This window comes from Bradyrhizobium sp. Pha-3 (genome assembly GCF_042258615.1).
Taxonomy (GTDB): domain Bacteria; phylum Pseudomonadota; class Alphaproteobacteria; order Rhizobiales; family Xanthobacteraceae; genus Bradyrhizobium.
Genome location: NZ_CP170152.1, coordinates 981,156 through 1,007,237 on the forward strand (window position 1 = coordinate 981,156; position 26,082 = coordinate 1,007,237).

Here is a 26,082-nt window from a genome sequence, read left to right on the forward strand (position 1 = left end):
TCATAAAGCACACTAGAATCATAAGTTTGCTAGTGTCCTTATCGAATCCGAAGTTCGCTCCGAAGGTGCGGCGAATGATACGAACTTCGGATTCGGGACACTAGTCCCGATCGGTACGCGTCGCGGCAACTGGCCTGGCTGGTTGCCTCGACGTCTGCCTTGGCCGCTACGTCTTGAGTCTGAGCCGGATATGCGCGATGGCCTCCGGGTTGGCGAGGGCCGACAGGTCGCCGGGGTCTTTGTCCTCGAACACCGCACGCAGTACGCGACGCATGATCTTCATGTTCCGTGTTCTTGGTAGATCGTCGACCATCAGAACTCGTTCCGGGCGGTAGGAGGCACCCATGCCATGCACCAGTGCCTGGGACAGTTCCTCGGGCAAGGTAGACGACTCCTGCAGTCCTGTGATCGGCACGCAGGCGCACACGATCGCAGAGCCCTTCACGGGATGAGGGACGCTGAAGACCGCAGCTTCCGCGACCTTGCCGGTCGCGGTCAAGACGCCTTCCAGTTCTGCCGGACCGACTCGCTTTCCCGAGATCTTGATGGTGTCGTCCGAGCGGCCGAGAATGTAGTAGAGGCCGTCCCTTCCGCGCACGGCGAAGTCGCCGTGTACCCAGATCCCGGGGATCGTATTCCAGTAGCTCTCGAGATAGCGCTGGTCAGCCTTCCAAAGGCTCTTGGTGAGCCCGATCGATGCGTGACGCAGGACGAGCTCGCCGACCTCGCCATCGGGAACGCGGTGGCCCGCCATGTCGACAATATCTGCGCCGACCCCGAGAGCTGGTCGCGAAAACGAGCATGGGTTCATCGGATGATTCGGCGTGCCCGTGAAGATGCAGCCGCCGACTTCCGTGCCGCCGGAGATGTTGATGATCGGAATCTTCGACTTGCAAACGTGCTCGAAGAACCATCTCCACGGCGTCTCGGTCCAGGCTTCGCCGCCTGAAGCAGTGATCCGCAGGCTCGAGAGGTCGTATTTCTCGACCTCCTCGCCATATCGCATCATCCCTCGCACGATGGTCGGCGATACGCCGAGATAGGTGACCTTGTGTTCCTCGATGAGGCGCCAGAAGCGGCCCGTATCGGGATAATCCGGCGTTCCCTCCGCGACCAGCAGCCTGCCGCCGGCGAAGCTTGGGATGCAGGCGCACATCGCGCCCACCATCCATCCCATGTCGCTGAAGAAGAAGAACAGGTCGGTCGGCTTGAAGTCGCCGCAGATGATCATGTCCCGCGTGACCATGGAGCCGATGAAGCTGATATGCGTCCACACGCAACCCTTCGGCTCGCCGGTCGTGCCCGAGGTGTAGAGCAGGATGGCGGGATCCTCCGCGTCCATCTCTGCGGTCGGCAGGTCCGCGCCCTCTCGGGCGATTTCATCCCACCAATGGTCTCGCCCTGCGCGCATAGGTGTGTCGATGCCGAGTCCGCCGCGGTCGGCCACGACGACGTGCTGGACGCTCGGCGCAGCTTCGAGTGCCTCGTCGAGGACCGATTTCAGCGGCGCCGGAACGCCGCGGCGCCGGGTGCCGTTCGCCGTGATGACCGCCTTCGCTTCGCCGTGGTTGAGCCGAGCGCGGATCGGGTCGGGGCCAAAGCCTGAGAATAGCGGCATCACGATCGCGCCGATCTTCAAGATCGCAAAGAAGGCCACGAATGTTTCCGGCAGGTTCGGCATGTAGATGGCGACGACGTCGCCCTTGCCGATGCCGAGCTTGCGCAGGCCGGAGGCCAGCCGTCCGACGGCGGCGGCGAACTCGCCGTAGCTCAATCGACGCTGTTCGTGCTTGTCCTCGCCTTCCCAGATCAAAAAGGGCTTGTCCCAGACTGCCGTGCCGCGGTGCCTGTCGATGCAGTTGAGGACGATGTTCGTGGTCCCGCCGACGCACCAGCGCGCCCACGGCTCGCCTCGCGCACGATCCAGAACCCTGTCGAAAGCGCGATAGAAGCGGACGTCGCAGAACTTGAACACTTCCTCCACGAGCCACGCCGGATCGGCATCCGCCCTCGCGGCCAGTGCGTCGTAGTCGGGCTGCCCCGTAGCGCGGAGAAACGCACTCAGGTTGCTCCTCTCCACGAGTTCCGCGGGCGGCGTCCAGAGATGCGCCATCTTGTTTCCTCCTTCGAGCCCTTCGCCATTCTGTTGCATTCGGCGTGCGGCGATGTATTCTAACAAATGTTAGAATTCAAGGAAGAAGATATTGTGACCGACAAAGAACAGGTCCGCTATGCGGTCGAGGGCGGCATTGCGACTGTGACGATCGACCGTCCTGAGCGAAAGAACGCGCTGTCAGCCGAGGCGATGAATGGTCTGACGGATGCCTGGAGCAGGGTGGAAGCCGATCCGTCGGTGCGCGTCGTCATTCTGACCTCGGCGGACTGCGGCGTATTCTGTGCAGGACTCGATCTGAAACAGGCCGCAGAAATCCGGTCGCGGGATGGAGTGGATATCCTGACGCTGATGCGCGATCCGATGCAGAATGCGATGCGGAAGGTCTCCAAGCCGATCATCGCCGCCATGACCGGTTCCTTGATGGCCGGCGGGATGATGCTGGCGCTGAAGTGCGACCTGAGGGTCGCGTTGCGCGGCACGCGCGCCGGTATCACCGAAGTGAAGATGGGGCGCGGGACGCCCTGGGCAGTGCCGTTGCTATGGATGCTGCCGCAGCCAATGCTGATGGAAATGGTTCTCACCGGAGAGACGATGCCGATCGAGCGGCTGGCCGAGCATGGGTTCGTCAATTCTCTCGAAGAAACGCCGCAAGCGGTCCGGGAGCGCGCGCAGGAATTGGCCCGCAAGGTCGTGGAAGGCGCGCCGCTGTCGGTCAAGGCGGCCAAGGCCAGCGTGCTTGCCGCGATGGATCTCGGCTACGCGCAGGGACTCGTCGAAGCCGAGCGGCTCCATGTCGAGACCTATGCAAGTCTCGATGCCATCGAGGGGCCGAAAGCCTTTGCGGAGAGGCGCAAGCCGGTGTGGCGGGGCAGGTAACGTGCCTCAGGAGGTGCGAACGCCCTCGAAGATCAGCAGCTCCGTGCGGTGCGCCAGTTCAAGCACCGCATCGCGGGTTTCCAGCCTGAACCATTCGATCGTCCAGTTGAGGGAGCCGATCACGAACATCCGCAGCGGCACCACCTCCATGTCCGCCCGGATCTCGCCGGCGCGCCGCGCCTCGATGAAGAGCTTGTCCCAATATTCGGCGTAGGCGCGCCGCAACGGCCGATGCGGCTTCTTCAAATGCTCCGGCAATTGACCGTAGATGCGGATGTTGGCTGACGTGAAGTCGCTGGTCTCGAGCAGCGCGACAAGATGGGCCTCGATCGCGAGGCCGATCCTGCGCCGGTGCGATACCTTGCCTGCCCGCTCGACCGCATTCCTTACGGTTTCGAAGACGTGACGGAGGCCGCGGTCCAGGACCTCGCCAAGGATCTCTTCCTTGGAATCAAAATGGTAGTAGATGCTGCCGGCCTTTATTTTTGCCCTCGCGGCAATCTGGCGCAATGTCGTGGCCGAAAATCCCTGGCGCCGGAACAGTTGTGCTGCGGACTGCAAGATCAGGTCTCGCGAGCGCTCGGATTTTGTCGCGGCTGCCGTGGGATTCTTGTCGCGGGCGGTCTTGCGCCCAGTGCCCGCGGGCGATCTCCTTGGTCGGCGCGCCTCCGCCTGCCGACGAGATCGGTCGCCGGAACGCACGGATGACGGCATGCCTGATCAAGCTCCCTGTCAAAATACTGGCCGGCTGGTTCGAGCAGCCGACGATCGCTGTCGAAGCAGATTCCGGTGAGAATGGCAATATCCGCCCAGAGGGGCACGGCGATACCTGCGATGACAACGTCTGGGGCGCGCTCCAGGTCGCCACCGGCGAATGCCGGCATTGATGGCTCGGCGTCCCCGAACTCAAACCCGTGCTTGGCGGCGATAGATCGCGCGAGCAGGCTGATTGCCGCAGCGCGACAGCCGATGCCGGATCATGGCGCAGTGAGCGATTCGGCGTGAGCGTGCATCGCGTCGGCGATGGTCCGGGAATGGCCGCGGAATTCCGCCACGATCTTCCCGTTCGCCGCATTGGTGAGGCTGCAATCATAGATCGCGGTGCGGCTCGTGCGGCAGCGCTCCCGGACGTGCGCAATCAGGCGATCGCCGAGGCGCGCAGGGCGAACGAACGTGATGCTGCATTGCTGCGCAACGGCCGGCCGGCCGTGGCTGTTGCAGGCGATCGAGAATGCCGTATCGGCCAGGGTGAACAGGACGCCGCCATGACATGTTCCGAACGCGTTCAGGCCGGCTTGAGAGATCGTCATCTCAAGCTCGGCCTCGCCGGCGCCGGCCCGGCGAAGCGTGAAGCCGAACGCCTTGGCCGCTGCGTCGCCAGAGAGCATGAAGGCGGCGCAATGCTCTGCCAGTTGCTTTGGGTCGTCAGGTAACGGGTTCATCGCGTCTGCTGCGGCTCGTGTGCGAGTTAGAGACGCGGTCATGTGCCTCGTGGTGATAGCCCAGCGCCGCGCGCGTCGCAGTGTCGATCGAAACTTCGCCGGCCTCGACCTGCCGCAGCATGTTCAGGAATGGTTCGTCAGTCCGTTCCAGGATGGAGCGTCGGATCTCGGCCGCGGCGGTCTCGGCGAGGAGACGATGGATACGCGCGCGACGGCGCGCCTGACGCTCGGCGGACGTTCGCGGCGCGACATTGAAGACAGCTTCAACCAATTCGACGACGCCCTGGCCGGAGCTTGCCACCGTTTCGATGACCGGCACATTCCTGTCGGTCTCGCGGCGCAGGCTCAACATGCTGCGGAGCTGCCGGACAGTGCGCGCGGCCAAGGGCAGATCGGCTTTGTTGACGACGAGGACATTGGCGATCTCCAGTATCCCGGCCTTGATCGCCTGGATGTCATCGCCGAGGCCCGGAGCATTCACGACGACCCGGACATCGGCAACTTCGACGATCTCGACCTCGGACTGCCCAGCTCCAACGGTTTCGATCACGATCACGTCACGGCCTGCGAAATCGAGGATGTCGACGATCGGCTGAATGCTGTCGGTCAACCCGCCGAGATGGCCGCGCGAGGCAATCGAGCGGATGAATACGCCGGCGTCTTCGGTATGCCGCCCCATCCGCACCCTGTCGCCGAGTACCGCGCCCCCTGAGAGCGGGCTCGACGGATCGACCGCCGCAACGGCCACCGTCTGTCCGCTCCTGCGCAACTCGGCCACGAACGTGTCGATCAGTGTCGACTTTCCGGCACCGGGCGGCCCGGTGAAGCCGACTGTGAGCGCGCTCCCTGTCTGCGGCAGCACCGCGCGATGCAGGCTGGCGGCGGCGCCGCCACCTGCTTCGGCGATCGTGATGGCGCGTGCGATGGCTCTGGCATCGCCGGCCCGCAGCCGTACCAGGAGTGACGTTGCGATGGAATCCGAGGTCATCGCTCAGGCAACGATCAATGGATGTCCGAAGCCGAGCTCGCGACGCAGGCAGCTCACCACCTCGCCGTGCGTGACGCCCACTCCGGTCGCTTCCACCACTTTTTCAAATACGTTCTCGTCCGTGCTATTGGCGGCGCGCGCCAGTGCGTCGAGCGCGCTGGCGACCTCACGCTGGCTGCGTTCCTGCTTGAATGCCTTGAAGCGTTCGACATGCCGGAGCATCGCGTCGGGGTCCGGCCGCTCGGCCGGAGGGACCGTGGGATCCTCATCGATCTGGTAGCAATTGACACCGACGATCCTGCGGGTGCCGGCGTCGACCTGTTCCTGGAACGCAAGAGCCGATTCGCCGATCATGGTCTGAACCAGGCCCGCCTCTGCGGCCTTGTACATACCGCCGGCTGCGTCGATCTTTGCAATCACGCCTTCGATCTCCGCCTCCATCTGGTCGGTCAGGCGCTCGACGTAATACGAGCCGCCCAAGGGATCGATGACGTCGCAGAGTCTGGCTTCGTCGCGCAGGATGTTCTGCGTGGCCACCGCAACGCGCGCGGTTTCCTCGCTTGGGCAGGCGATCGCCTCGTCATAGGCGTCCGTATGCAGCGATTGCAGCCCGCTCAGAATCCCGGCGACCGCCTGGATCGAGACCCGCGCGATGTTGTTGAGCGGCTGCTGTTGGGTCAGGTCGACGCCGGAGGTCTGGCCGTGGAATTTGAACCGCCAGCACGCAGGATCCCTTGCTCCCAGCCTGTCCCGCGCGATCCTGGCCCAGATGCGCCGGCCGGCGCGGAATTTCGCGACCTCCTCGAACAGCGAGATCGAGATGTCGAAGAAGAAGGTGAAGCGCCGCAGCACGTCGTCGATGTCCATGCCGCGCGCCTTGCAATCGTCGGCATACTGGATTGCGGTGGAGAGCGTGAAGCCCATGGTCTCGGCAGGCGTCGCGCCGGCCTGCTGCATATGCTGGCCGACGACCGAAACCGGATTCCAGTTCGGAACGTGACGCCGGCAGAATTCGATGTGATCCAGCAGCACCCGCCGCGATCCCGGGAGCGACAGGCGGTAGAACTGGTGATTGGCGATGAAGTGCGAAATGTAGTCACTCTGGTTGGACGTTCCCGTCACCGAGCGCCAGTCGATGCCACGCCGCCGCGCCACGCCGAGCGTAAAGGCAAGCAGCGTAAAGGGCGACGGGTCGTTCATCGCCGTCGAGATTTCTCCGATCGAAACGCCATCCAGCGCGTTGTCCATATGGTCGGTGGTGTTGATCACGGTGCCGCAGGTGCCGAGCAGTACCGGCTCGACCTCGTCGCAATCGACGCCACGAAATCCCGAACAACACGGCAACAGGCTGATTGCGGTGGCGCCGGCACCGATGATGCGTCGTACCCGCTTGTTGTAGTCCTCCGGTGTGCCGAGGCCGATCAGTTGACGCTGCGTCCAGGTGCGGCCCCGATGCATCGTCGGATAGATGCCGCGCGTGAACGGAAACTGGCCCGGAAAGCCGACGTCCTCAAGATACCGCTCGCCGGTCCAGTCGCGTGGCGAATACAGCGGCTGAATATCGATTCCCGAGCGGTTGCGGATCGCTTTCTCGTCACCAATCTGGCGGGAATATTGCGCCTGCCACTCGCCTTGTGCCTGTTCGAAGCCAGGTAACGGGAGCTGGATCGCCGTCCTGGTCATAGGGTCGCCTCCGAGAACTCGTCATTACGCGCGGTGCGCGATTGACCGCCGAGTGCGGTGACGCAATCAACGATCTCTTCGCGCCCCGAGCCGGGCCCGAAAATCCGGCTGACGCCGGCGCCGAGCAGCACAGCTTTCTCCTCGTCAGGCACGATGCCACCAATGATGACGCTGACATGGCCGAGCCCCGCCGCCCGCAGCGCATCCATCATCTTCGGCACGATCAGATGATCGGTCGCCAGCGAGCTGATGCCGATGACGTCGACATCCTCTTCGGTCGCGAGTTTCACCACACCCGAAATGCTCTGCCACGGCGGGGTGTAGATCACTTCCATGCCGGCGTCGCGAAGATAGGCGGCGACGATGCGGCTACCGCGGTCATGGCCGTCGAGGCCGATCTTTGTCACGAGAACACGAAGCGGCAATGCGTCGACTTTCATCATCATTTTGGCCTGCGTCGGGGTTTGGTCTCGGTACCGGACGGAGCGATGCCGAACACAGCGACGAATTCGTCGACGATGGCGTCCAGGCTTCCGCTCGGTCGCCGGTACCAGATCGGCGTCGCGTTGAGGGCGCCCAGCAGCAGCATCCTTAGCAAAGTCGGCGAGCGGCGGCTGGGCAGGCCGAGCGCGGCGATCAGCGAGCGGAAGCGCGTCTCGTAGCGGTCGCGCTGGGCGCGCAGCTCGGCCGCGGCTTCCGCGACATCGTCCGGTAGGACCCGGACGATGACGCGAGCGAACGCGCTGGCATCGAGGATAGATTCGAGATGCGCCTCGATCGCGCGCCGGAAGCGCAGCGCCGGCTCGGTTTCCTGGTCGACCAGGGCGTCGACGTGACGGACGATGCGGTCGACGCCTTCGGTGTAGACCGCGACCAGCAGCGCCTGCTTGGTCGGGACATGGAAATAAAGCGCGCCTGGCGTCACGCCGGCCGCCTCGGCAACGTCGCGGATGGTCGTTGCGTGATAGCCGCGCTCGGCGAAAAGCGTCGCGGCTGCTTCCAGCAGCGCCGGCCAGCGGTTCGCCTGTTGCTTTGCAAGGGTGGCGGCCAAAATTTCTCTCCATTTAACTAAACGATCGTTTAGCACGAAGCGCCACCGCCCACAATATGCAAGTGTCAATATTCGATAACTGGCAATTTTACCGTCAAATATGGATCGTTTCGGTGATGTCTTGACGCTGGATTTGAATATAGCTAAACAATCGTTTAGTTAATAAAAATCGGGGAGGGTGACGCATGACAGAGCAGCGAGCCTTTTGGAGTGCCGACAAGGAGACCCGTCCGCGTGAGGTGCGCGAGGCGGAGGTTCTCGGCTTGATGCAGCAGCAATTGCGCTATGCCTACGAGCATCTGCCGTTCTACCGCCGACACTACGATGAGGCCGGCTTTCACCCCGATCAGGTCAACTCGGTCGCCGCCTTCACGCAGCGCGTGCCCATCATCACCAAGCAGATGCTTCGCGACGACCAGGCCGAGCATCCGCCATTCGGCAGTTATCTCGGCGCCGGCCCCGTCGACGTCTGCCGCGTGCATGGGTCTTCAGGAACCAGTGGAAAGCCGACCCTTTACGCGATCTCGCGCAGCGACTGGGACTACATCTCCGATGTGATGGCGCAGGCGTTCTTCACCTGCGGTGTGCGCCCGGGTGACGTGGTGCAACTCGCGACGGTGTTCAGCCTGTTCATGGGAGGCTGGGGCTCGCTGCTCGGCATCGAGCGGCTCGGGGCAACGGCCTTCCCGATCGGCGCGGGAGAAACCGAGCGGCAGATCGAGCTGATGTGGCGGGTCAAGTCGACCGTGCTCATCACGACGCCGAGCTACGCGTTGCACATGCTGGAGGTGGCGAGGTCGATGGGGCTCGATCCCGCAACCTCGCCGTTGCGTCTCGGAATCTTCATCGGTGAGCCGGGCTCATCGATTCCCGGTACGCGCCAGGCTCTCGAGAGCGGATGGGGCATCGTCGTGCGCGACATGGCAACGACGTCGGAAATGACGCCGTGGGGTACCAACGCGGAATGCGAGATGGGTCAGGGCGTGCATGTGATGCAGGATGAGGTCTGGACCGAGATCGTCGCGAAGGACAATCCTAACCGCGCGCTTCCAGACGGGGAGAGCGGGGCGGTCGTCTACACGCATCTGCGGCGGCAGTCGCAGCCGATGATCCGCTTCTATTCTGGCGATGAGTCGCACATGACGCACGCGCCGTGCGGCTGCGGCCGCACTTATCCGCGCCTCCCGATGGGTGTGTATGGTCGCCTGGACGACATGCTCCTGATCCGCGGTGCCAATGTCTATCCGAGTCAGGTTCAGCGCTCCCTGCTGTCGGTACCGGGCACGGGGATCGAGTTCAAGATTCTACTCGAACGCAACGGCGCGCTGGACACGGCGACCGTGCGGGTCGAACGCGATCCGGCGGCCAAGACCGGCGATATGGCGGAATTCGACATCGAGCTGGCCAAGCAGGTCAAGCGCCGGCTGAAGAACGATACCAACATCAATTTCGAGGTCGAGGTGCTGCCGCCGAATTCGCTGGAGCGCGCGATTTCGAAAGCCAGCAGGGTTGATGATCGGCGCCCGCGGCTTCGTCCTTGATACCCTGAAGCAGAGAATTGTGCGTCAATTCCTGCCTCGGGTAGGACGGTGGGCGAACTTCGTGCCGTGACGAAACTGCGCCGGCGCCTTCAGGCGGAGTTGGGCCGCCGGCGCTGCGCGGACGGTCGCGGACGCTTGAGAACGGGCTTGAACAGCCTGGTTGGTGCCCCTGGCCGGGGCTAGCAAATCTATAAATATTAAAGACTTAGTTGGCTCATTGTCCCGCAGTGCCGCCATTGAGGTGCCTAGGGAATTTTTGGCGCCTGTCCCGGCGATTGAGCCCCTTGAGCATTCCGTTTATCTCGGGCGTCAGCGGCTGGGCCGGTACGAGCGCGTCTCGGCAAAGCGGTACGCGGCCTACGATGCACTGGATCGTCCACTGGGGCGCTTTGGCAGGCGCCGCGACGCTTGGTCGGCCATCAGCCGAGCGGCCGCTAGGGCCGCACAATGACCGTCCTCTCGACTGCTGCGGCGGCACTCTACGAGACCGTCAATTCCGCAACCTCGTCCGAGGAGCTGAGCACGCTTTTGGATGCCATCTGGCGCCGCCACTGGCCGGCTGGGGCAATCAACGACGATGAAGCTCAGTTTCTCGCTGAAGCCATCCAGAAGCGGAAACCGCAGCGCGGGCTCGCTACCCAATCGCCGATTGGCAAGCTTCATGCGCGAGTGTCGTCACGCTTTAGGACGCGGCAACGGCCTCGCTCACCAAATCGTCAGGCTTCGCGGGATCGGCGTCGCACGCTGGGCAGCTCGTCATCCATGCCACCCGCGATGAGGGCGATGTTCACTGAAGGGCAACGCGCTGTGCTCGCCATCGTTGCCGGTGAGATAAAACATCACGGCATCTGTGACTTGCCTTACGACAAGATCGCGGCCGTCGCGGGCGTGTGTCGCACGACTGTGCAAACGGCCATGCATGAAGCCCGGCGGCTAGGTTTCATTCACATCACCGAGCGGCCACGACAAGGACGGAAGAACCTAACGAACCTGATCCGCATCACGTCCATTAAATGGGTGACGTGGATCAAGTGCGGGCCTGCTGCTCACCGGCCGACCGCCTACGATTTTCCCGTAGCTGGCCGGATAGGGTCCAAAGCGGTGAAAATGGCGAGCCCCACGAAGATCACAGATTATAGAAAAGGAAGAAGCTTTCCGGGAAAGTTGCTGGAGGAGCCTGCCTAAGAAGGTCTGCCCCCAACTTCTCGGAGAGGCGGATGCATTCTGACCCGTGTTACAAGGCCCAGCATTGGCGAAAGCTAAGGTTGCGTCGACTCGCTATCGACGACGATCGATAGATGGAGCCTTACGGCCAGGTTGCCATTCCGGTCGATCGCATCCGTGCGGAGGCGCGATAGTAGTGACGACACGACCGCATATTCGGCGACAGTCGGAGGTATCTTCAAGCGTCAAAGCCTCAGGGCAGGCACGCTGCCCACTTCCTTTGTCGCACGATTCTTGGATAGTTCTTTTTGGATCGTGGCTTCGCTTGATGGGAGATAGCTGTCGCCGATGCGCGGTCAGGGGGGGTGATCAAAAGTCTGCGCTTAACTGTCGCCGACCGGTCTTGCTGGTTCACACGCAAAAAGTTCGGAAATAAAAACAAAAAGCCCACTTAGGCCAAAAGCGTGGTCGGCATCGATTTCTGCTCAGGTGAAGAGGAAGTCGATCGAAACGCGGGTGGGGTATCGCCACCCTCAGACCTCATCGCGCGGTCCGCGGATGTCTGCTCACTGGGGCCTAACGGACCGCAACAGCAATACGCCAACCTTCGAGTGTGACCCAACAGAGGCATCGACCGAGGTCGCCAGACCTACTATGATCGCATATCGTCAAAGGGCCCCTCAAGTTGGGAAAAGCAGGTGAGCGGCAGTCGGGTCGAGCGACGACTGGTAGCTGTGCTGGCGGCGGACGTGGCCGGCTACAGCCGACTTATGGGGTTGGACGAGGTCGGCACTCTTGAAGCCCTGAAGTCCCACCGGCGCGATATCGTTGATCCCGCGATCAAAGCGCACTATGGGCGCATCGTCAAAACCACGGGCGACGGCATGCTGGTTGAGTTCGCCAGTGCCGTTGACGCTGTCACATGTGCGGTCTCGGTCCAGGAAAGGATGGCAGAGCGAAACGCCGCAAGTTCGGGTCCCCATATTGCTTTCCGTATCGGCATCAATATTGGTGACATCATCATCGAGGGTGACGACATATTTGGCGATGGCGTCAACATCGCTGCGCGCATTGAAGGCGAATGCAAACCTGGCGGCGTCAGCCTTTCGGCAAGTGCCTTCGAGCAGGTAAGGGGCAAGACAGGGTTTTCTTTTGAAGACCTCGGAGAGAAATCACTTAAGAACATCGACCGACCGGTTCGCATCTACGCTACGCATTCGCTCAAAGCGCCGGCGAGCGGACTTGCCGCAAGTCAGATTGCCCAACCTAAGGCGGCTCCCCCCATTCCCGAGAGGCCTTCGATCGCGGTCCTGCCATTTCAGAACATGTCTGGTGATCCCGACCAGGAGTATTTCGCGGATGGGATAGTTGAAGATATCATTACGGGTCTTTCTCACTTCAAATCGCTGTTCGTCATCGCCCGGAATTCTTCATTCACCTATAAGGGAAAGGCAGTCGACATAAAGCAAGTAGGTCGCGAGCTTGGTGTTCGATACGTTCTAGAGGGCAGTGTCAGAAAGGGAAGCGGAAGAGTCCGCATCACGGGGCAGCTGATCGATGCCACCAACGGCGCTCACCTTTGGGCTGACAAGTTTGATGGCGCGATGGCAGATGTGTTCGAGTTGCAGGATGAAATCACCGAGAAGGTCGTTTCGTCGATTGCCCCCGCACTTGAACTCGCCGAAATCGAGCGGGCCGGCCACCAGCCAGCGGCGCTTCATAGCTATGACCTATTTTTGAAAGGTATGGCGTTCTACTATCGAAGGACGGGTCCGGATTTTACGCAGGCCTACGCGATCTTTAAACAAGCGTTGGAGATCGATCCAAGCTATGCTGCCGCGCATGCGATGTTGGCCTTCAGTGGCTTAGCCTTTCAGGCGTTCACCGGGGTAAAACTGTCCGTTGACCGATTACAGGAAGCCCTCGAAAGTGCGGAGGCGGCAAGAAAGTTGGACGAAGCTGATGCATTCGTTCAAGCCGCCGCAGGGCATGTTCTCGTGTATCTTGGGCAAAAATACGATCTCGGTCTTTCACTGGTCGACCGCGCGGTAAAGCTCAACCCGAACCTCGCTCCGGCATGGTACAGTCGGGGGGCAGTAACGCTGATGTGCGATCAGCCGGAGGAAGCAATCAAGAGCTTCAATCATGTGATGCGGCTGAGCCCTCGCGATCCCTTGTTGGTTCGAGTCTGGTACATGACAAGCTGGGCATATTTTTCGCAGAATGACTATGCGAATGGACTTCGTGTTGCCGATCAGGCGCTACAGAGGGCACCTGATGTTCATTCGCTGGCAGCGTTCACCGCAAACGCAATTCGAGATGAGAAGCCGCTTGAAGCGAGGCAGGCAGCTCAGCGTCTGCTCGAATTTCAACCGGATTTTCGAGCTTCCCACGCACACTATCTGTTTCCGATTAGATCACTCCTTGTCCGGGAAGGCATCCAGGGTGCGCTACGGGACGCAGGCATCCCCGACTAATTGGTGGCCTATGACAGGCCCGCTATTGGCCCGTCTGAGACGTGCCGACCGGCTCTGATGATGTCTATTGTCAGAGTTAGACCGGAAGTGGTTAACGGCGCAGATCTGTGCCGCTCACTCGGAGTATTAATACGATGCCGGGTAGGGGGGTGGGCAATTCCTCAGGCGCCCTCAGCTCGCGGACCGGCCCCACTCTCACTCAGGGATTTTTTTTCGATTCGATGGGATTTTGCGCCCCGCTCTCAACGGGGCAGCAGCTGTTCCTTCGAAAACGATTGATATCTGAATCGCTTACGAAGGGCCCGGGGCTGATGAACCGAGCGTCGCTGGCAAGAAGCGGTGTTTATTTTCAGATGACGAGACATAGAAATTTGCAAAGACGAATCACGTCAATTCGCCGCTGCAGCCGGTCAGCAACCAATGGCCATTTAGCCCCAGCAGGCCTCTAGACCCACTGTGCAACCTATTGTCAGCGCCGACCTATGCAGAGGCGATGCATGGGAGGACCAGGCAACTGGCCCTATCCATCATCTACACCGTCGGCAGCGCCGAGCCGCAGCCGAAACGGAACGACTTACTTTGTTGGCTCGGTGGTCGTGGTGCCGTGGCGCGCGTTCCGTCGCTCCTCGCGTCCTGTGCGCCGCTCCTGACGCCGCTCTGCGCGTCCCGTGCGGCGTTCCTGCGTCCGCTTCGCCGTTCCTGTCGTCGCTCGGCGCCAGACTTCGCCGTGTACCCGGTGAGAGGGCTTTTTGGTCGGGCGCGGACAGGCGAGGCGACGGCATCATGGCATGAACCACACTTGGTAGGTCACTTTTGAGGTTTCGCAGATGGCACGCTGCTAAAACGGCGACATCCTAACCAAGACGTTTCTCAGCGGCTGAAGCCCAAGCCGCCACTCCTCCCGCCACCCCGCGACGCCGCCCACGGGATTGCCAACGGCGTTATGCCGAACCGCCGCGCGCGCCACCGGACGAGGCCGTAGCACGACACGGCTGGGCGGGTGACCTGACGGTAGGTCAGCTCATTGAGAAAGAGCGGACGTCGGTCGGCTTGACCGCCATGGGCGGCTTTTGACCCGAAGCGAAATACGCTGTGCTGCATCAAGCTTTATTCCGTCAGCGCTGCCTGAGTTTGCGACCGCCGCAAACCGAACGTGCAACGTCGCTGATCGCACTTTTGCGACTTGCCGATGAACCTTCCGGACGTCTTTCGTCGGAAACAGACCAGAAGTGTTTGGCGCGATCAGGACTGCACTTTTTACCGGTACATCAGCACTGCAACCCGCTAACGAGAAGGTGGCTGCGTAGCCGGCTTCCAGTCGCGCGCGAGCCGCTGCGCTTCGGCAATCTGAGCTGGGGTCATCCTCCGTTCGGCCATTCCTAGAGCCTCGACCGCTTTTTGTTCACCCTGTGCCGCCGATAGACTGAACCACATGTGAGCACGAACATAATCCTGCGGCACACCCCGGCCTTCCGCGTACATGACCCCGAGAAAGAGTTTAGCTTTGGAATGGCCTTGCTCCGCAGCCTTCTGATACCAGATCATTGCCTCACTAGAGTCTTGCTGTACGCCTTTTCCGAATGCGTATTGGTTCCCAAGCAAAAACTCGGCGATTGCGTCACCTTGTTCTGCAGCCTTCCGAAACCACATTACTGCCTCGGTCTCGTCCTGCGCCATGCCTCGGCCATCGCGACATAGGACTCCAAGATTGGTTTGGGCGAGGACGAAGCCTTGCTCCGCAGATTTCCGAAACCATTGCGCTGCCGCGGCATCGTCCTGTTGCACGCCCAGACCAGACACATACATTAGCCCGAGATTGTACTGCGCTGTAGCGTCGCCGTCATTGGCCAGTGGACGAATAAGACGCAGGGCCTTTGCGTAGTCGCCTCGGGCATGCGCCTCAACTGCATTCTCGAACGTGCCAGCGGCCACAGGCGCGGCAAAGGCAGACACTAGAACGATGGCGGCGAAAGAGCGCTTGAGTTTCATGGTCTGGCGACCTTGCTCATGGCTGGGCTCGATCAACATAAGCCGTCGTGAAATGATAGCTCGATGAGACGCAAAGCTTATCCGAAGGCGGATACACTGTCTCGTAAGCGAAAGCACGAGATGGACTTCCCTATTGGCTCGTTCCACTACCAAACGCCGGGTGGGCGACGCGGTGGGTTCGGAAGGCGTCGGCGAAATCGAAAACGTCCGGCAGTTATTGTCGGATCAGATAGACTTGCGGCAGAGAAACAGAGCCGTTGGCACAAACTGCATACTTCTTGCGGATAAAATACCTGTCATTTCCAAGCATCCCCCTCTGCAGCGCCTGTGGCTGACGGGCCGCAGTCTCCAACTCTTTTTTGGCAAACCTGTCCTCCCTGAATTTACGTGGTGAGCCCCACTTGTTCCAGGATTACAGTGTCATCCGAGTTGTAATCGGAGGCGACACACCTTACGGGGAGCGATATGACAGCGAGAATTGCACTGGCAGCGGCGAAAAGCGGGCGGCCAATCTCGGCACATCGACGAAGACTTGGCGTTGCCGCAGTCGTCTTGGCGCCCGCGATCACGTTTTTTTCCCAGTGTGCGTTGGCCGATGAAAGCGGCATTAGCTTCTGGATTCCTGGCCTCTTTGGAAGCCTCGCGGCCACACCGCAACAGCCGGGCTGGTCATGGGCGAATATCTACTACCACACCTCCGTATCCGCCGGCGCCGACGTCGCGCGTGCGCGTGAATTCACGCTCGGTAGGGTTCCGGCCAACGTTACCGTCAACGCAAATCTGAATTTGAGTGTCAACGCCACCGGCGATCTTGGCTTTGTGCTCCCGAGCTATGTATTTGCAACGCCAGTGCTCGGCGGCCAGGCGTCAGTGTCCCTCCTGGCAGCCTATGGCGTCGTCGGCACCAGCCTGGCGGGGACCTTGTCCGGCGTGGCCACAGGCCCGTTCGGCAACACCGTTCCTTTCGCGCGGTCCGACACCATCAGCGACGCGACATGGGGCTTCGGGGATCTGGCGCCGATGTTCCAGTTGAAATGGAACGCCGGCGTCCACAACTACATGACCTACATCACGGGCGATATCCCGGTGGGCGCTTACCAATCCGATCGCCTGTCGAACCTCGGTATCGGACACGGCGCGATCGACGCCGGCGGCGGCTACACCTATTTCAATCCGCAGACTGGCCACGAACTCTCCGGCGTGCTCGGCTTCACCTACAATACAAAGAATACGGCGACGCAATATCAAAGCGGCGTCGATCTGCACTTCGATTGGGGGGCGTCGCAGTTCCTGTCGAAGGAGGTCATGGTTGGCCTCGTAGGCTATGTCTACAAGGAGCTTGGCTGCGACAGCGGTTCAGGCGACCGTGTCGGTTGCTTCCAGTCTCAGGTGGTTGGTATCGGTCCCCAGATCGGGTTTCTTTTTCCGGTCGGCGACATGCAGGGCTATCTAAATTTTAAGGCTTACGGAGAGTTCGCTGCGGAAAACCGGCCATCAGGCTGGAATACCTGGGTGACCTTCTCAATCTCGCCGCCCACGCCCGGAGCGCCTCCGACGACAAAGCCGATCGTCAGAAAATATTAGGATCAACCAACCCGCCGGTCCACCGAACCGCCAAACTTGCTCAGCCGCGCCTACGAGGCGATCGAACGACGTCGCCGATTGCTGCGATGCTTTGCAACAAGCACTCGAAGCCAGCCCCTATCAATGCACTCAGTTGACCTGATACGATGGCCCGCTCGAGGGCGATATGCAATGGCGGGTATTTCTTGGCGTCGTTGATGGTGCGGTGGTCGGGGGGCCGCACGCCATGCACGCACAGGAGGGCCTATAATGAAGACATTTGCTGCTTTTGTCGCGGTCGCAACGATTGCCGGTTCGTTCGCCGCGACGCCCGCAAGCGCACAGCGTGGCGTCGCCACTCCGGGCCGCTATTATGAGCCCGTCCCTTAAGTCGGCTTTTGAGACCCTAAGCGGCCATACAGGCAGTGATTTGATCCTGCCGAATCTGCATAGCGTGTCACGCCGGTGGCGTTATGACTCTTTATCCGAAACCTTTTGACGACGGAGGTTGGGAATGAGCAGACACCTAGCCGTTAGCTTGCTGGCAGTTTTGGCTTTGACGGAAACTGCTTCGACGGCCGCACAACAACCCGAAAAGCCAAACGTCGTTTTCATTCTCGCCGACAATGTCGGGTACGGCGATCTTGGTCCTTACGGCGGAGGCGAGCTGCGCGGCGCACCGACACCAAGGATTGACCAATTAGCCCGCGAAGGCCTGCGGCTTACCCAGTTCTTGGTCGAACCGGCTTGCACGCCGTCGCGGGCGGCCTTGATGACCGGACGTTATTCGATCCGCGAGGGGCTATCGCTCATCATCCTTCCGGGAGGGCCGAATACGCTCTCAGCGCAATCGGTCACGATGGGACAGCTGTTCAAGGAGCAGGGCTACGCCACGGCCATCTTCGGCAAGTGGCATCTGGGCAGCGAACCGCAAAGTCTTCCAACTGCGCATGGGTTCGACGAGTTCTACGGTATTCCGCCCGACATGACGTGGGACTCGGCAACGTATGTCGAAAAGATCGAAATCACACATTCATTCGCTGCGCCGCCCGCCGTGTTGCTGGCCCGGGGGCCACAAATCGTGGAGGCGACGGCTGGCGGCGAGTTACACAACGTCAAGCCCTTCACGTCGGAAGTACGAGCTGAAATCGATAACGAGCTTGTGGCCAAGTCGATCGAGTTCATGAAGAGGCAGACGGCGGCGCGGAAGCCGTTCTTCCTTTACCTGCCGTTCTCAATGGGTCACATACCCAACCTGCCTTCCAGCCAATTCAAGGGTAAGTCTCGCATCGGCAACTACGGCGACAAGCTTATGGAGGGCGACTATCACGTTGGCCAGATCCTAGACGCGCTAAAGCAACTCGGTGTGGATGACAATACGCTTCTCGTGTTCGCATCCGACAACGGCCCGTCGGGAGAAGCGTTTCGTGAATATGGCAATTTAGGAACGCCAGACATGGGCAGCCCGGGCCCGTTCCGTGGTGAGCTTGGTGAAGTGACGGAGGGCTCGATCCGGACCTTTTGCTTCATCCGCTGGCCGGGCCACGTCAAGCCGAACACCAACTCCTACGCGATGTTATCTATCATGGACTTCTTCCCGACGTTCGCCAGCATCATCGGGGCCAAGGCGCCCACCGACCGTCCTATTGACGGCGTTGATCAGAGCGACGTGCTACTCGGGAAGAGCGAGACGGGGAAGCGTGACACTCTGTTGAGCTTTATCGGCGGCGAGTTGGTGGCCTCGCGGTGGAAGCAATGGCGTGTGTACTTTACCGACGTACACCCGACAGGCATCGGCCCCCAACGTCAACCCGGGCCCGGATCAGCCAGTGCTCCCATGGCAGGCTATCCGAAGGTCTTCAACATCGAGATGGACCAACACGAAGATCTGAACGTATTTGGGTTGTTTCCTATCGTCGCTGAACCCGCACTTAAAGCAGTTGAGGAATACTTGGCATCGGTCAAGAAATATCCAAATCCACCGGCCCCGAACGTCACGCAGTTTCGTAGTGGCGGTGGCGGCTGGGACTAGACATCTTGCGTCCGGTTCTGGCCGATTTCGTTGAAAAAGGCGGCGGCAATCCGATGTTTGGCGCAAGCTCCGAAGCGGCCTAGCGCTTGGTCCATCGCTATGCGGGCCTGGGGATTTGCATCGGGATCAGCTTGGCCATCTTACGAAGGTTCTGAGCGGTGGCTGCGAGGGTGAACTCGTCACGCGCGCCGTTCGGGCCCCTCAGTCGCAGGCGATCGAGCTTAAGAATGCGCTTGAGGTGCGCGAACAGCATCTCGATCTTCTTGCGGAGCCGACGCGAAGTGCGGCCCTCCAATGATCTTGCGATCTGGCGCGCCATGTCGCGAGCGCCCTCGTAGATCGAGCGCGGCACCCTCCGTGGAGGCTGCTTAGGGCAACACCGGGACTTCAATGCGCAGCGATCACAATCATGCTTGCTGGCGAGATAAAGCATGGTGGCGCCATCATTCACCAGCGTTCCGGTCGTGGTAAGAACTTTGCCGCTGGGGCAACGGTAGAGGTCCCCGGCATGGTCATAGGTGAAGTCATCGCGCGAGAAGATCCCGTCTGTGCGGGCGGACTTGTCGAAGACTGTGACGTGCGGCTCGATGCCGTGCTCATAGACCAGCCAGGCCAGATCTCGGCCGAGCCGTAGCCGCTGTCACCGAGGAGCCGGTTCGGATAGAGATCGAACCGTTCGAGCGAACGCTCAATCATGCGCTTGGCGGCCAACACCTCCGCCTGCCGGATTGCCGTGGTCGCCTCGACATCGACGATGATCGCGTTCTCGATGTCGACCAGGTAGTTCGTCGAGTAGGCGAAGAACGCTTGGCCGCCGTGCGCCCCGTCCAGCGCGCCGCTGGATCGGAGGGTGACACGAACTTCGGCGTGACCTCGGTCGCTGCTCCGAAAGCGGCATCATCGAGGACAGCCAGATACTCATCGATCGCTCGGCCGGCAGCCTCCGGCGGAAGCCCCTTGTCGCCTTCGATCCCCTTCTGCCGATTGGCGTCGGCCTTGATCAGGCTCGCGTCAACGGCAAATCCTTCGCCGCCGACCAGTCGCTCCTCGATGCAGCGGTCCAACACGCTCTCGAACACGCGACGGAAGAGGTCGCTCTGCCGGAAACGGCCATGCCTGTTCTTGGAGAATGTCGAGTGATCCGGCACCGCCCCATCCAGACCGAGCCGGCAGAACCACCGATAGGCCAAATTGAGGTGAACCTCATCGCACAGGCGCCGCTCCGATCGAATGCCGAAGCAGTAACCGATCAGTAGCATCCGGATAATCAGCTCGGGATCAATCGAAGGTCGACCGATGCTGCTGTAGAAGGGTGCCAGGTCTTGCCTGACCTGTTCAAGGTCGACAAATCTATCGATCGACCGAAGCAAGTGGTCGGCGGGAATATGCCGTTCGAGCGAGAACTCATAGAACAACGCAGCCTGCTCGACTTGCCGAGCCCCATCATGATCTTCAGTCCTGCCAATTAGACAGACTGAATCACTGATCCCTCTGCGTCGCAACATGCGCCTTTTTCAACACAATCGGCCCCTTTCGGAAGTGCTGCGCTGGCAAATGAAAGTCCGGTGTCGGGGGTGAAGCGGACGCCACGATCGCGCGTTCTGACTTTCGAGTTTGGACCCGTAGCAGACATGAATAACTCTCACTCAGGGATTTATTCTAGCCGATGGCGATCTTGTTCCCCGCTCTCAACGACGCAGCAGCTGTTCCTTCGAGAACCATTGATACCTGAATCGCTTACGAAGGGGCCGGGAGCCGATGAATCGGGTGTCGCTGGTGCGAAGCGGTATTTATTTTCAGAGGACGAGACATAGTAATTGCAAGGACGAACGCGCAATTCGCCGCTGCAGCCAATCAGCAACCAATGGCCGTTTAGTCATGGTAGACTTCTAGACCCACTGTGCAAACTCTTCAGCGCCGACCCATGCAGAGGCGAGCATGGGAGGACCACGCAGCTGTCGGCAGTCGCTATGCGCGTCCTTGCGGCGTCCTGCGTACGCTTCGCCGTTCCTGTCGCCGCTCCGTGCAAGACTTCGCCGTCCGTGGGCGGCGTCGCTATGATGGCGGGAGTAAAGGTGGTTTGGGCTTTAGCCGGTGAGATCGTCAGAACCGCAGCAGGAGCGACAAGTCCAAATGCAGGCGCGTCTCGAAGGAAAGCGAGCGCGCTGCGACGACAGACCCCTTTCGGCTCCGCACCCAGCGGTTGGGTGCCGGTCTAGCCACGCTTGGTGCAAGTAGACGGAATGGGCGAGTGGCAGCAGGAAGCCTCATGACCATATAGGATCAACGTGTCACGCTGTCACAGTTGCATAACGGCCAAAGGCGGTCCGGTTTGCGGCTGGTCTGGTCGTCTTGCGCTCAGACGGCGTAAACGTTTCACGATGACAAACGGCCAATCAGCTCGCAGTCGAGGGTCACCATGGAAAGCTTGGCGCATTATCCTTTTCTTGTGTTTGTCCTTACTTTCGTTTTCCTGTCGATTGCCACGATAGCGGGTGCCTCCTTGCACAAGCGATACCCAACTGTCACGGCAGATCATAAAGACGATTTGGGCATCATTCTTGCGGCTACATTGACACTCTTGGCGCTGATCATAGGCTTTAGCTTCGCCATGGCCACGAACCGCTACGATGAGCGCAAGAGGCTTGAAGAAGCGGAGGCCAGCGCGACCCGTACTGAAATAGCGCGAGCCGAATTGTTGCAGCCAGTAGAGGCCGAGAAAGTACGCAAGCTGCTGAGAGAATATCTTGATCAGCGCATATTGTTTTATGACATCAGGGACATTTCGCGACGGGCGCAGATAGCTCAGCGCACCAGCCAACTGGAGGGCGATCTCTGGGTACCCATCCGCGAAGCTGCGGCGGCGCAGCCAACGCCTGTGGTCGCCCTCATAGTCGCCGGCATGAATGATGTGTTGAAAGCTCAGGGCGACGCTCAGGCAGCAGAGTGGAACCGAATTCCTATCGCTGCATGGCTCTTAATGGCAGCAATCGCTTTGTGCAGCACAGTGTTGTTGGGCTATCGCGCGCGGACTTCTATGCCACTGGCTCTCGTCCTTCCCCTCGTCGTCGCAAGCTCCTTCTTTTTGATCGCCGATATCGACGCCCCACGTCACGGTCTCATTCATGTCGGTCCGGAAAACCTAAAAAGTGTGGCCCTCGGTCATACGCAGTAGACGATGGTCCGCGCGGTATTGCATCCCATCGGTTTCGGGATCTTTCTGAGGCGCAGCAACGTGCGGGGAGCGCGCGACGAAACCTGCGCGTATTTGTAAAAGAAGAATCGCACCGAAATTTCATGAAGATCGAAAGGATGCGGGCTGGCCAAATGGCCGGCCAATAAACACAGATCGGCTGGAACTTATCAGTTTGTGGTGCTTGCTCGATCGGACTTCCATACGGCGGTCGATCATTCGCAGGCGCAGCCGGCCATGAGCGGTCTTTATTTTCAATGGGAGCTCCAGCCTCTCGTTTCTCACCGGCTAGCGCTCCGTCCTGACATCGGTCCCGACATTGCAAAAACATCTGCACCGAACCATGCGCCGGTGCTGTAAAGCGCCTACACGTTGATCTCGCCCGCGGCGCGCACGATCGCTGAGATGGCTGCTTTAGCTGCCGGCGACGAGGTTCTTCCTCGCAAACGCACAATGCCCGTGGTCGACGTCGGCGATTGCCAGCCGTGCACGATAAGTCGGACGAGCCTCCCGGATTCCAGCTCCTCCCCCACCGCCGCGGTCGTCGCACCCAGAACGGTATCCGTGGTGAGCGCGACCGTCTTGAGCATGCCATAGTTGTCGCACTCGAGCGCAATGGTGGCCTCCTGGCCCTCAGGCAGGCCCAGCAGGGCGGCTAGTTCCACCTTTGAGGGGCTCAGTAGCTTAGGCACCGCGAGACCGTACGCCCAGATTTCCTGCAGCGTGTGCTCGCGGCCGGCTAGCGGATGGCCTGCTCGCACGTAGAGGTGAGCCGGTTGCCCTCCGATCAGCTGGATATCCAGCGCAGCATCCCTAGGCATGTCGCGCACATCGGCGGCGAAGAACTCAATGTTCTCGGAACGCAGGCTCTCCAGCAACTGCAACCAGTTGCCGACCTCCATGCGCAGCGCCACCTGCGGATACTCGCGGCGCAGCGCTACAAGCGCGCGTGGCATTAGGGTGATCGTCAGCAGTGGTCCGACACCGAAGGGCGTGTCGCCGAGCTGGCCGTCGCGGTAAAGATCTATGTCGCGCTGCAGGCAACGTGCTTCGAACAGGAGCTTGCGCGCTCGCTCGATGACGAATTTGCCGGCCGGGGTCGGACGCACGTCCCCAACTTCGCGGTCGAACAGGCGAATACCCAGGTCGCTCTCAATGGCTTGAATGCTGCGGCTGAAGGCCGGCTGGCTGAGGTGGGCTGCTTCGGCGGCGCGGGCGAAGTGCAAAGTGTCCGCAAGGGCAACGACGTGGCTGAGGCGGCGCAGGTCCATGGCATTGCTCTCTATGCATCAAAACAATGCGAATTATGCATTGGACGCATTACGACGCCAACTACTAAGATTATTCTCACAATCCAGAACATGAGAGCGGAGACGCCCCACATGAGCTCGCAACTGCAATACCTCCTGATCGGCGCCTGCATCCTAGGCTTTGCGGCCATGGAGTTCATTACCCGGCGCTACCAGGCCGCCGTGCGCGGTACCGCGACAGCCAACGACGCGTGGCTCGAGGTGCTGATGTTCGTCAGTCTGTTAGCCATCACCCAGCCGATCGCACTGCTGGGTAGCAACGCCTTGTGCAACTGGCTCATGCCCGCGCAACACAACGCCTGGTCCAACCTACCGTGGTGGGCCATGACCGGCTTGCTGCTGATCGGCGATGACCTCACGCAGTACCTCTGGCACCGCGCCTCGCACACGCCGCTGCTGTGGCCGCTGCACCGCGCGCACCACAGCGCGGCCTACATGAGCGTGCGCATTACCTACCGCAACAACTTCTTCTATTACCTAATGATGCCGGGCCTGTGGATCGGCGGCGTGGCGGTATACCTTGGTTTCGGCCCGGTCTACGCGGCGTACTTGGTGATCAAGCTGGCGGTCATCCTGGGTGCGCACTGCGCCTGGGCGTGGGACGCGCCGCTGTACCGCATACGCGCCCTGCATCCGCTGATGTGGGTGCTGGAGCGCACCATCTCCACACCGGCCACGCACTGGGCGCACCACGCTCTTACCAACGAAGATGGCATCGGCCACTACAAGGGCAACTTCGGCAACCTGCTGTTCTTCTGGGATGTGCTGTTCGGCACGGCGCATATCACGCGCAAATATCCGGCCAAGATCGGCCTGCAGGACGACATTCTTTTTGGCCCGGAGCGCTGGACGACGCAGATGTTCTACCCACTAATCCACTCCAAGCGCGAGCATTCGGCGCTGCGCCCCGGCGGCTATGGCTTCACCGAAGCCGACCTACAGACCGAAGTTAAAGAGAAGGCTGCTTGAGCGACCGCGCCAGACTGCTGGTTTGCTCCCGCCCGTGTGGGTCGCGCAATCGAGGGGCAACAGCAGACGTTCGCGATGCCTCGGAAGGAACTGAAATGCGTAAGCGTATAGTTCGCGAGCGGCCTATTTGCCACGCAGAGATGACCGGAATGGAAACCATCGTGCTCGCGGCTAGGCGGAGCACGGCGGTTGTGCCGGCTTTCAACCGTATCGTACAGGTCTCCATCAGAGGCAAGAGAGTCTTTCGAGCGTTAGCGCCCGCGTTGCCAGGATGGCCCCCCTGCCGAAGCCGCGACCGCGTCACTGGGCGAATTGCCTGCTGATTCCGTGCCAGGCTTGATCTTTGAGGGCGATCACGGTTGGAGGCGGCAATTCAGTTGGTGGTTGGGTTCTCCTGGCACCGTTCGCGACCAGGCGGGCGACGTCGATTTCTCCATCTGTGTAATAGGCGTCGCCTTCTCCATTTCGACCGAAGAGGGTCGGTCCTATTCCGGAAATCTGGAAAAACGCCTCGACCATGCCAGCCACCTTCAGATCATGCATCAGCAGGTCACGTTCAGCATCAATATCCGGTCCGATATGATGGGTGACTTGGCCCGTGTCGTGGCTTAGTCCGACACCACGATCGAAGGTGATCGACCCCAGCCAAACTGGGCGACCATCTGTACCTTTTTCAAGAACCTGCCACAGCCGGACATGGTGCCGCCGATCGGCGCTCCTACCGTCTGGCTTCTCGAAAGCAAGCTGTTCCTCTTTCCCTTGATAGTAGAGCGGACTAACGGGCGCGTCCCGGTATGGGCGGTCAAGCATGACGCTGCCGATGATTTCGATGCTCGTTCTCAACGTGATCGGATCAGCGGGAAACCATTCAGCGGCATTCATGGCGCGAATGATGTCTTCCTTGCCGCCGACAAGCCCGACGTTTAGAGCATCGCCCGGAATGCCGGCAGAGGTGCGCGTCACCATGGGCAGATCCGTCAAATCTGGCTCATGCTCATGGTGGCTCCACATCGCAGGCAACACGAGGTAAGCCGATATGAAATAGACGACTGGCACGGCCCCGAGAATGATCAGCCAACGACGGCGTTTTTTGGATCGTTTCATTTGAAGCCATCCCCGCTATTGCTAACAAAGGCGCCTTGGCGCGACCCAAGTCAGGGACTTAGGTGAACGTTGCCTCCCAGTGCGGATGGCGCGCTACCGATCGTATGAGGCATTTTCAATCAATCGAATATGCAGAAGCGGCCGGATTGCAGAAGATTCCGGGATGGCACCCCGCTCTTTCGGACGCTTGATGTCAATTTCATCGCCGACAAATCAGCCTGGCCCGCCGAGATCGAGAATTCCATCCGCCGCCCTATTCGGTCGCCCCGCATGCAACTCCGTTGGCGATCTGTTGGAATAGAGACGTCTCGACGCCGTTGTGGACACGGCCACCGTAGGGTGGACCTGGTCAAAGTGAGAAGGATTAGAAGGCGATCTTGCCGGCCGTCAGTTTCTTGATTGTGAGAGGAAGGCGCAATGCGATGAAAATCGTCAGTACCCAAGAGCCCGGTCGCCGTCTCTTTTGCTTTGCACACGCATAGGTTTTGTGGCAGGTTCCCGACCTATTAGGAAACTGTTTGTCCCTGAGTGAAGACGCCACTATCTATTGCAGTCCAGGCCATGACGGGATCAGGCCTCTCGTC

At 60.5% G+C, this 26,082-nt stretch carries 19 protein-coding genes and 1 pseudogene; 9 read left to right on the top strand and 11 right to left on the bottom strand.

The genetic code is table 11. The annotated features are described in order from the left end of the window. Positions 1 to 166: 166 nt before the first annotated feature. A complete protein-coding gene (locus ACE10Z_RS04630; RefSeq protein ID WP_375786877.1) occupies positions 167 to 2,113 on the bottom strand; it encodes an AMP-binding protein in 1,947 nt (648 codons plus the stop codon). Positions 2,114 to 2,257: 144 nt separating this feature from the next. On the opposite strand from ACE10Z_RS04630, the gene ACE10Z_RS04635 reads away from it, so the two are divergent. Further along, positions 2,258 to 2,992, top strand: a complete 735-nt coding sequence (locus ACE10Z_RS04635) for an enoyl-CoA hydratase/isomerase family protein (RefSeq protein ID WP_375786878.1) — start codon at positions 2,258 to 2,260, stop codon at positions 2,990 to 2,992. A gap of 6 nt (positions 2,993 to 2,998) precedes the next feature. Here ACE10Z_RS04635 and ACE10Z_RS04640 read toward each other — a convergent pair whose 3' ends face one another. Continuing rightward, positions 2,999 to 3,553, bottom strand: coding sequence for a TetR/AcrR family transcriptional regulator (locus ACE10Z_RS04640; RefSeq protein WP_212316022.1), 555 nt, complete (start codon positions 3,551 to 3,553; stop codon positions 2,999 to 3,001). 143 nt (positions 3,554 to 3,696) lie between these two features. On the opposite strand from ACE10Z_RS04640, the gene ACE10Z_RS04645 reads away from it, so the two are divergent. Next, positions 3,697 to 3,879 carry a hypothetical protein gene (locus ACE10Z_RS04645; protein ID WP_375786879.1) on the top strand — a complete coding sequence of 61 codons (183 nt, stop codon included), beginning with the start codon at positions 3,697 to 3,699 and terminating at the stop codon, positions 3,877 to 3,879. 90 nt (positions 3,880 to 3,969) lie between these two features. Here the strand turns inward: ACE10Z_RS04645 and paaI are convergent, their stop codons facing one another. The 5 genes from paaI to ACE10Z_RS04670 are packed head-to-tail and all read right to left on the bottom strand — an operon-like array spanning position 3,970 to position 8,156. Then, on the bottom strand, positions 3,970 to 4,434 hold the full coding sequence (gene paaI, locus ACE10Z_RS04650; protein WP_375786880.1) for a hydroxyphenylacetyl-CoA thioesterase PaaI: 465 nt from the start codon (positions 4,432 to 4,434) through the stop codon (positions 3,970 to 3,972). Next, the gene (meaB, locus tag ACE10Z_RS04655; RefSeq protein ID WP_375786881.1) at positions 4,418 to 5,422 is read right to left on the bottom strand and encodes a methylmalonyl Co-A mutase-associated GTPase MeaB; all 1,005 of its coding nucleotides are present in this window, start codon (positions 5,420 to 5,422) and stop codon (positions 4,418 to 4,420) included. Before meaB ends, paaI begins: the two co-directional genes overlap by 17 nt. 3 nt (positions 5,423 to 5,425) lie before the next feature. Continuing rightward, a complete protein-coding gene (locus ACE10Z_RS04660) occupies positions 5,426 to 7,105 on the bottom strand; it encodes a methylmalonyl-CoA mutase (RefSeq protein ID WP_375786882.1) in 1,680 nt (559 codons plus the stop codon). Further along, positions 7,102 to 7,551, bottom strand: a complete 450-nt coding sequence (locus ACE10Z_RS04665; RefSeq protein WP_375786883.1) for a cobalamin B12-binding domain-containing protein — start codon at positions 7,549 to 7,551, stop codon at positions 7,102 to 7,104. The genes ACE10Z_RS04660 and ACE10Z_RS04665 overlap by 4 nt, the downstream gene beginning before the upstream one ends. After that, positions 7,548 to 8,156, bottom strand: coding sequence for a TetR/AcrR family transcriptional regulator (locus tag ACE10Z_RS04670; protein ID WP_375786884.1), 609 nt, complete (start codon positions 8,154 to 8,156; stop codon positions 7,548 to 7,550). The genes ACE10Z_RS04665 and ACE10Z_RS04670 overlap by 4 nt, the downstream gene beginning before the upstream one ends. 185 nt (positions 8,157 to 8,341) lie before the next feature. Between ACE10Z_RS04670 and ACE10Z_RS04675 the strand changes: the two genes are divergently transcribed. The 3 genes from ACE10Z_RS04675 to ACE10Z_RS04685 all read left to right on the top strand — a co-directional run bounded on the left by ACE10Z_RS04675 (position 8,342) and on the right by ACE10Z_RS04685 (position 13,338). Continuing rightward, positions 8,342 to 9,697: a phenylacetate--CoA ligase family protein gene (locus tag ACE10Z_RS04675; RefSeq protein WP_375786885.1), complete on the top strand. Its 1,356-nt coding sequence runs from the start codon at positions 8,342 to 8,344 to the stop codon at positions 9,695 to 9,697. 447 nt (positions 9,698 to 10,144) lie between these two features. Then, entirely contained in the window at positions 10,145 to 10,882 is a 738-nt protein-coding gene (locus tag ACE10Z_RS04680) for a hypothetical protein (RefSeq protein ID WP_375786886.1), read from the top strand. Between the two features lie 677 nt (positions 10,883 to 11,559). Next, a complete protein-coding gene (locus ACE10Z_RS04685; protein WP_375786887.1) occupies positions 11,560 to 13,338 on the top strand; it encodes an adenylate/guanylate cyclase domain-containing protein in 1,779 nt (592 codons plus the stop codon). A 1,284-nt stretch (positions 13,339 to 14,622) separates the two neighbouring features. On the opposite strand, the gene ACE10Z_RS04690 is transcribed toward ACE10Z_RS04685, so the two are convergent. Further along, a complete protein-coding gene (locus ACE10Z_RS04690; RefSeq protein ID WP_375786888.1) occupies positions 14,623 to 15,366 on the bottom strand; it encodes a tetratricopeptide repeat protein in 744 nt (247 codons plus the stop codon). A 426-nt stretch (positions 15,367 to 15,792) separates the two neighbouring features. On the opposite strand from ACE10Z_RS04690, the gene ACE10Z_RS04695 reads away from it, so the two are divergent. Continuing rightward, a complete protein-coding gene (locus ACE10Z_RS04695) occupies positions 15,793 to 16,911 on the top strand; it encodes a transporter (RefSeq protein ID WP_375786889.1) in 1,119 nt (372 codons plus the stop codon). A gap of 493 nt (positions 16,912 to 17,404) precedes the next feature. Beyond that, entirely contained in the window at positions 17,405 to 18,922 is a 1,518-nt protein-coding gene (locus ACE10Z_RS04700) for an arylsulfatase (RefSeq protein ID WP_375786890.1), read from the top strand. Positions 18,923 to 19,019: 97 nt separating this feature from the next. On the opposite strand, the pseudogene ACE10Z_RS04705 reads toward ACE10Z_RS04700, so the two are convergent. Further along, a pseudogene (locus ACE10Z_RS04705) lies at positions 19,020 to 20,427 on the bottom strand (transposase). A gap of 914 nt (positions 20,428 to 21,341) precedes the next feature. On the opposite strand from ACE10Z_RS04705, the gene ACE10Z_RS04710 reads away from it, so the two are divergent. After that, positions 21,342 to 22,097, top strand: a complete 756-nt coding sequence (locus ACE10Z_RS04710; RefSeq protein ID WP_375786891.1) for a hypothetical protein — start codon at positions 21,342 to 21,344, stop codon at positions 22,095 to 22,097. Positions 22,098 to 22,480: 383 nt separating this feature from the next. Here the strand turns inward: ACE10Z_RS04710 and ACE10Z_RS04715 are convergent, their stop codons facing one another. Beyond that, positions 22,481 to 23,386: a LysR family transcriptional regulator gene (locus ACE10Z_RS04715; protein WP_375786892.1), complete on the bottom strand. Its 906-nt coding sequence runs from the start codon at positions 23,384 to 23,386 to the stop codon at positions 22,481 to 22,483. Between the two features lie 111 nt (positions 23,387 to 23,497). On the opposite strand from ACE10Z_RS04715, the gene ACE10Z_RS04720 reads away from it, so the two are divergent. Then, on the top strand, positions 23,498 to 24,394 hold the full coding sequence (locus ACE10Z_RS04720) for a sterol desaturase family protein (RefSeq protein WP_375786893.1): 897 nt from the start codon (positions 23,498 to 23,500) through the stop codon (positions 24,392 to 24,394). A 300-nt stretch (positions 24,395 to 24,694) separates the two neighbouring features. Here the strand turns inward: ACE10Z_RS04720 and ACE10Z_RS04725 are convergent, their stop codons facing one another. After that, positions 24,695 to 25,498: an LssY C-terminal domain-containing protein gene (locus ACE10Z_RS04725; RefSeq protein WP_375786894.1), complete on the bottom strand. Its 804-nt coding sequence runs from the start codon at positions 25,496 to 25,498 to the stop codon at positions 24,695 to 24,697. Between the last annotated feature and the right edge of the window lie 584 nt (positions 25,499 to 26,082).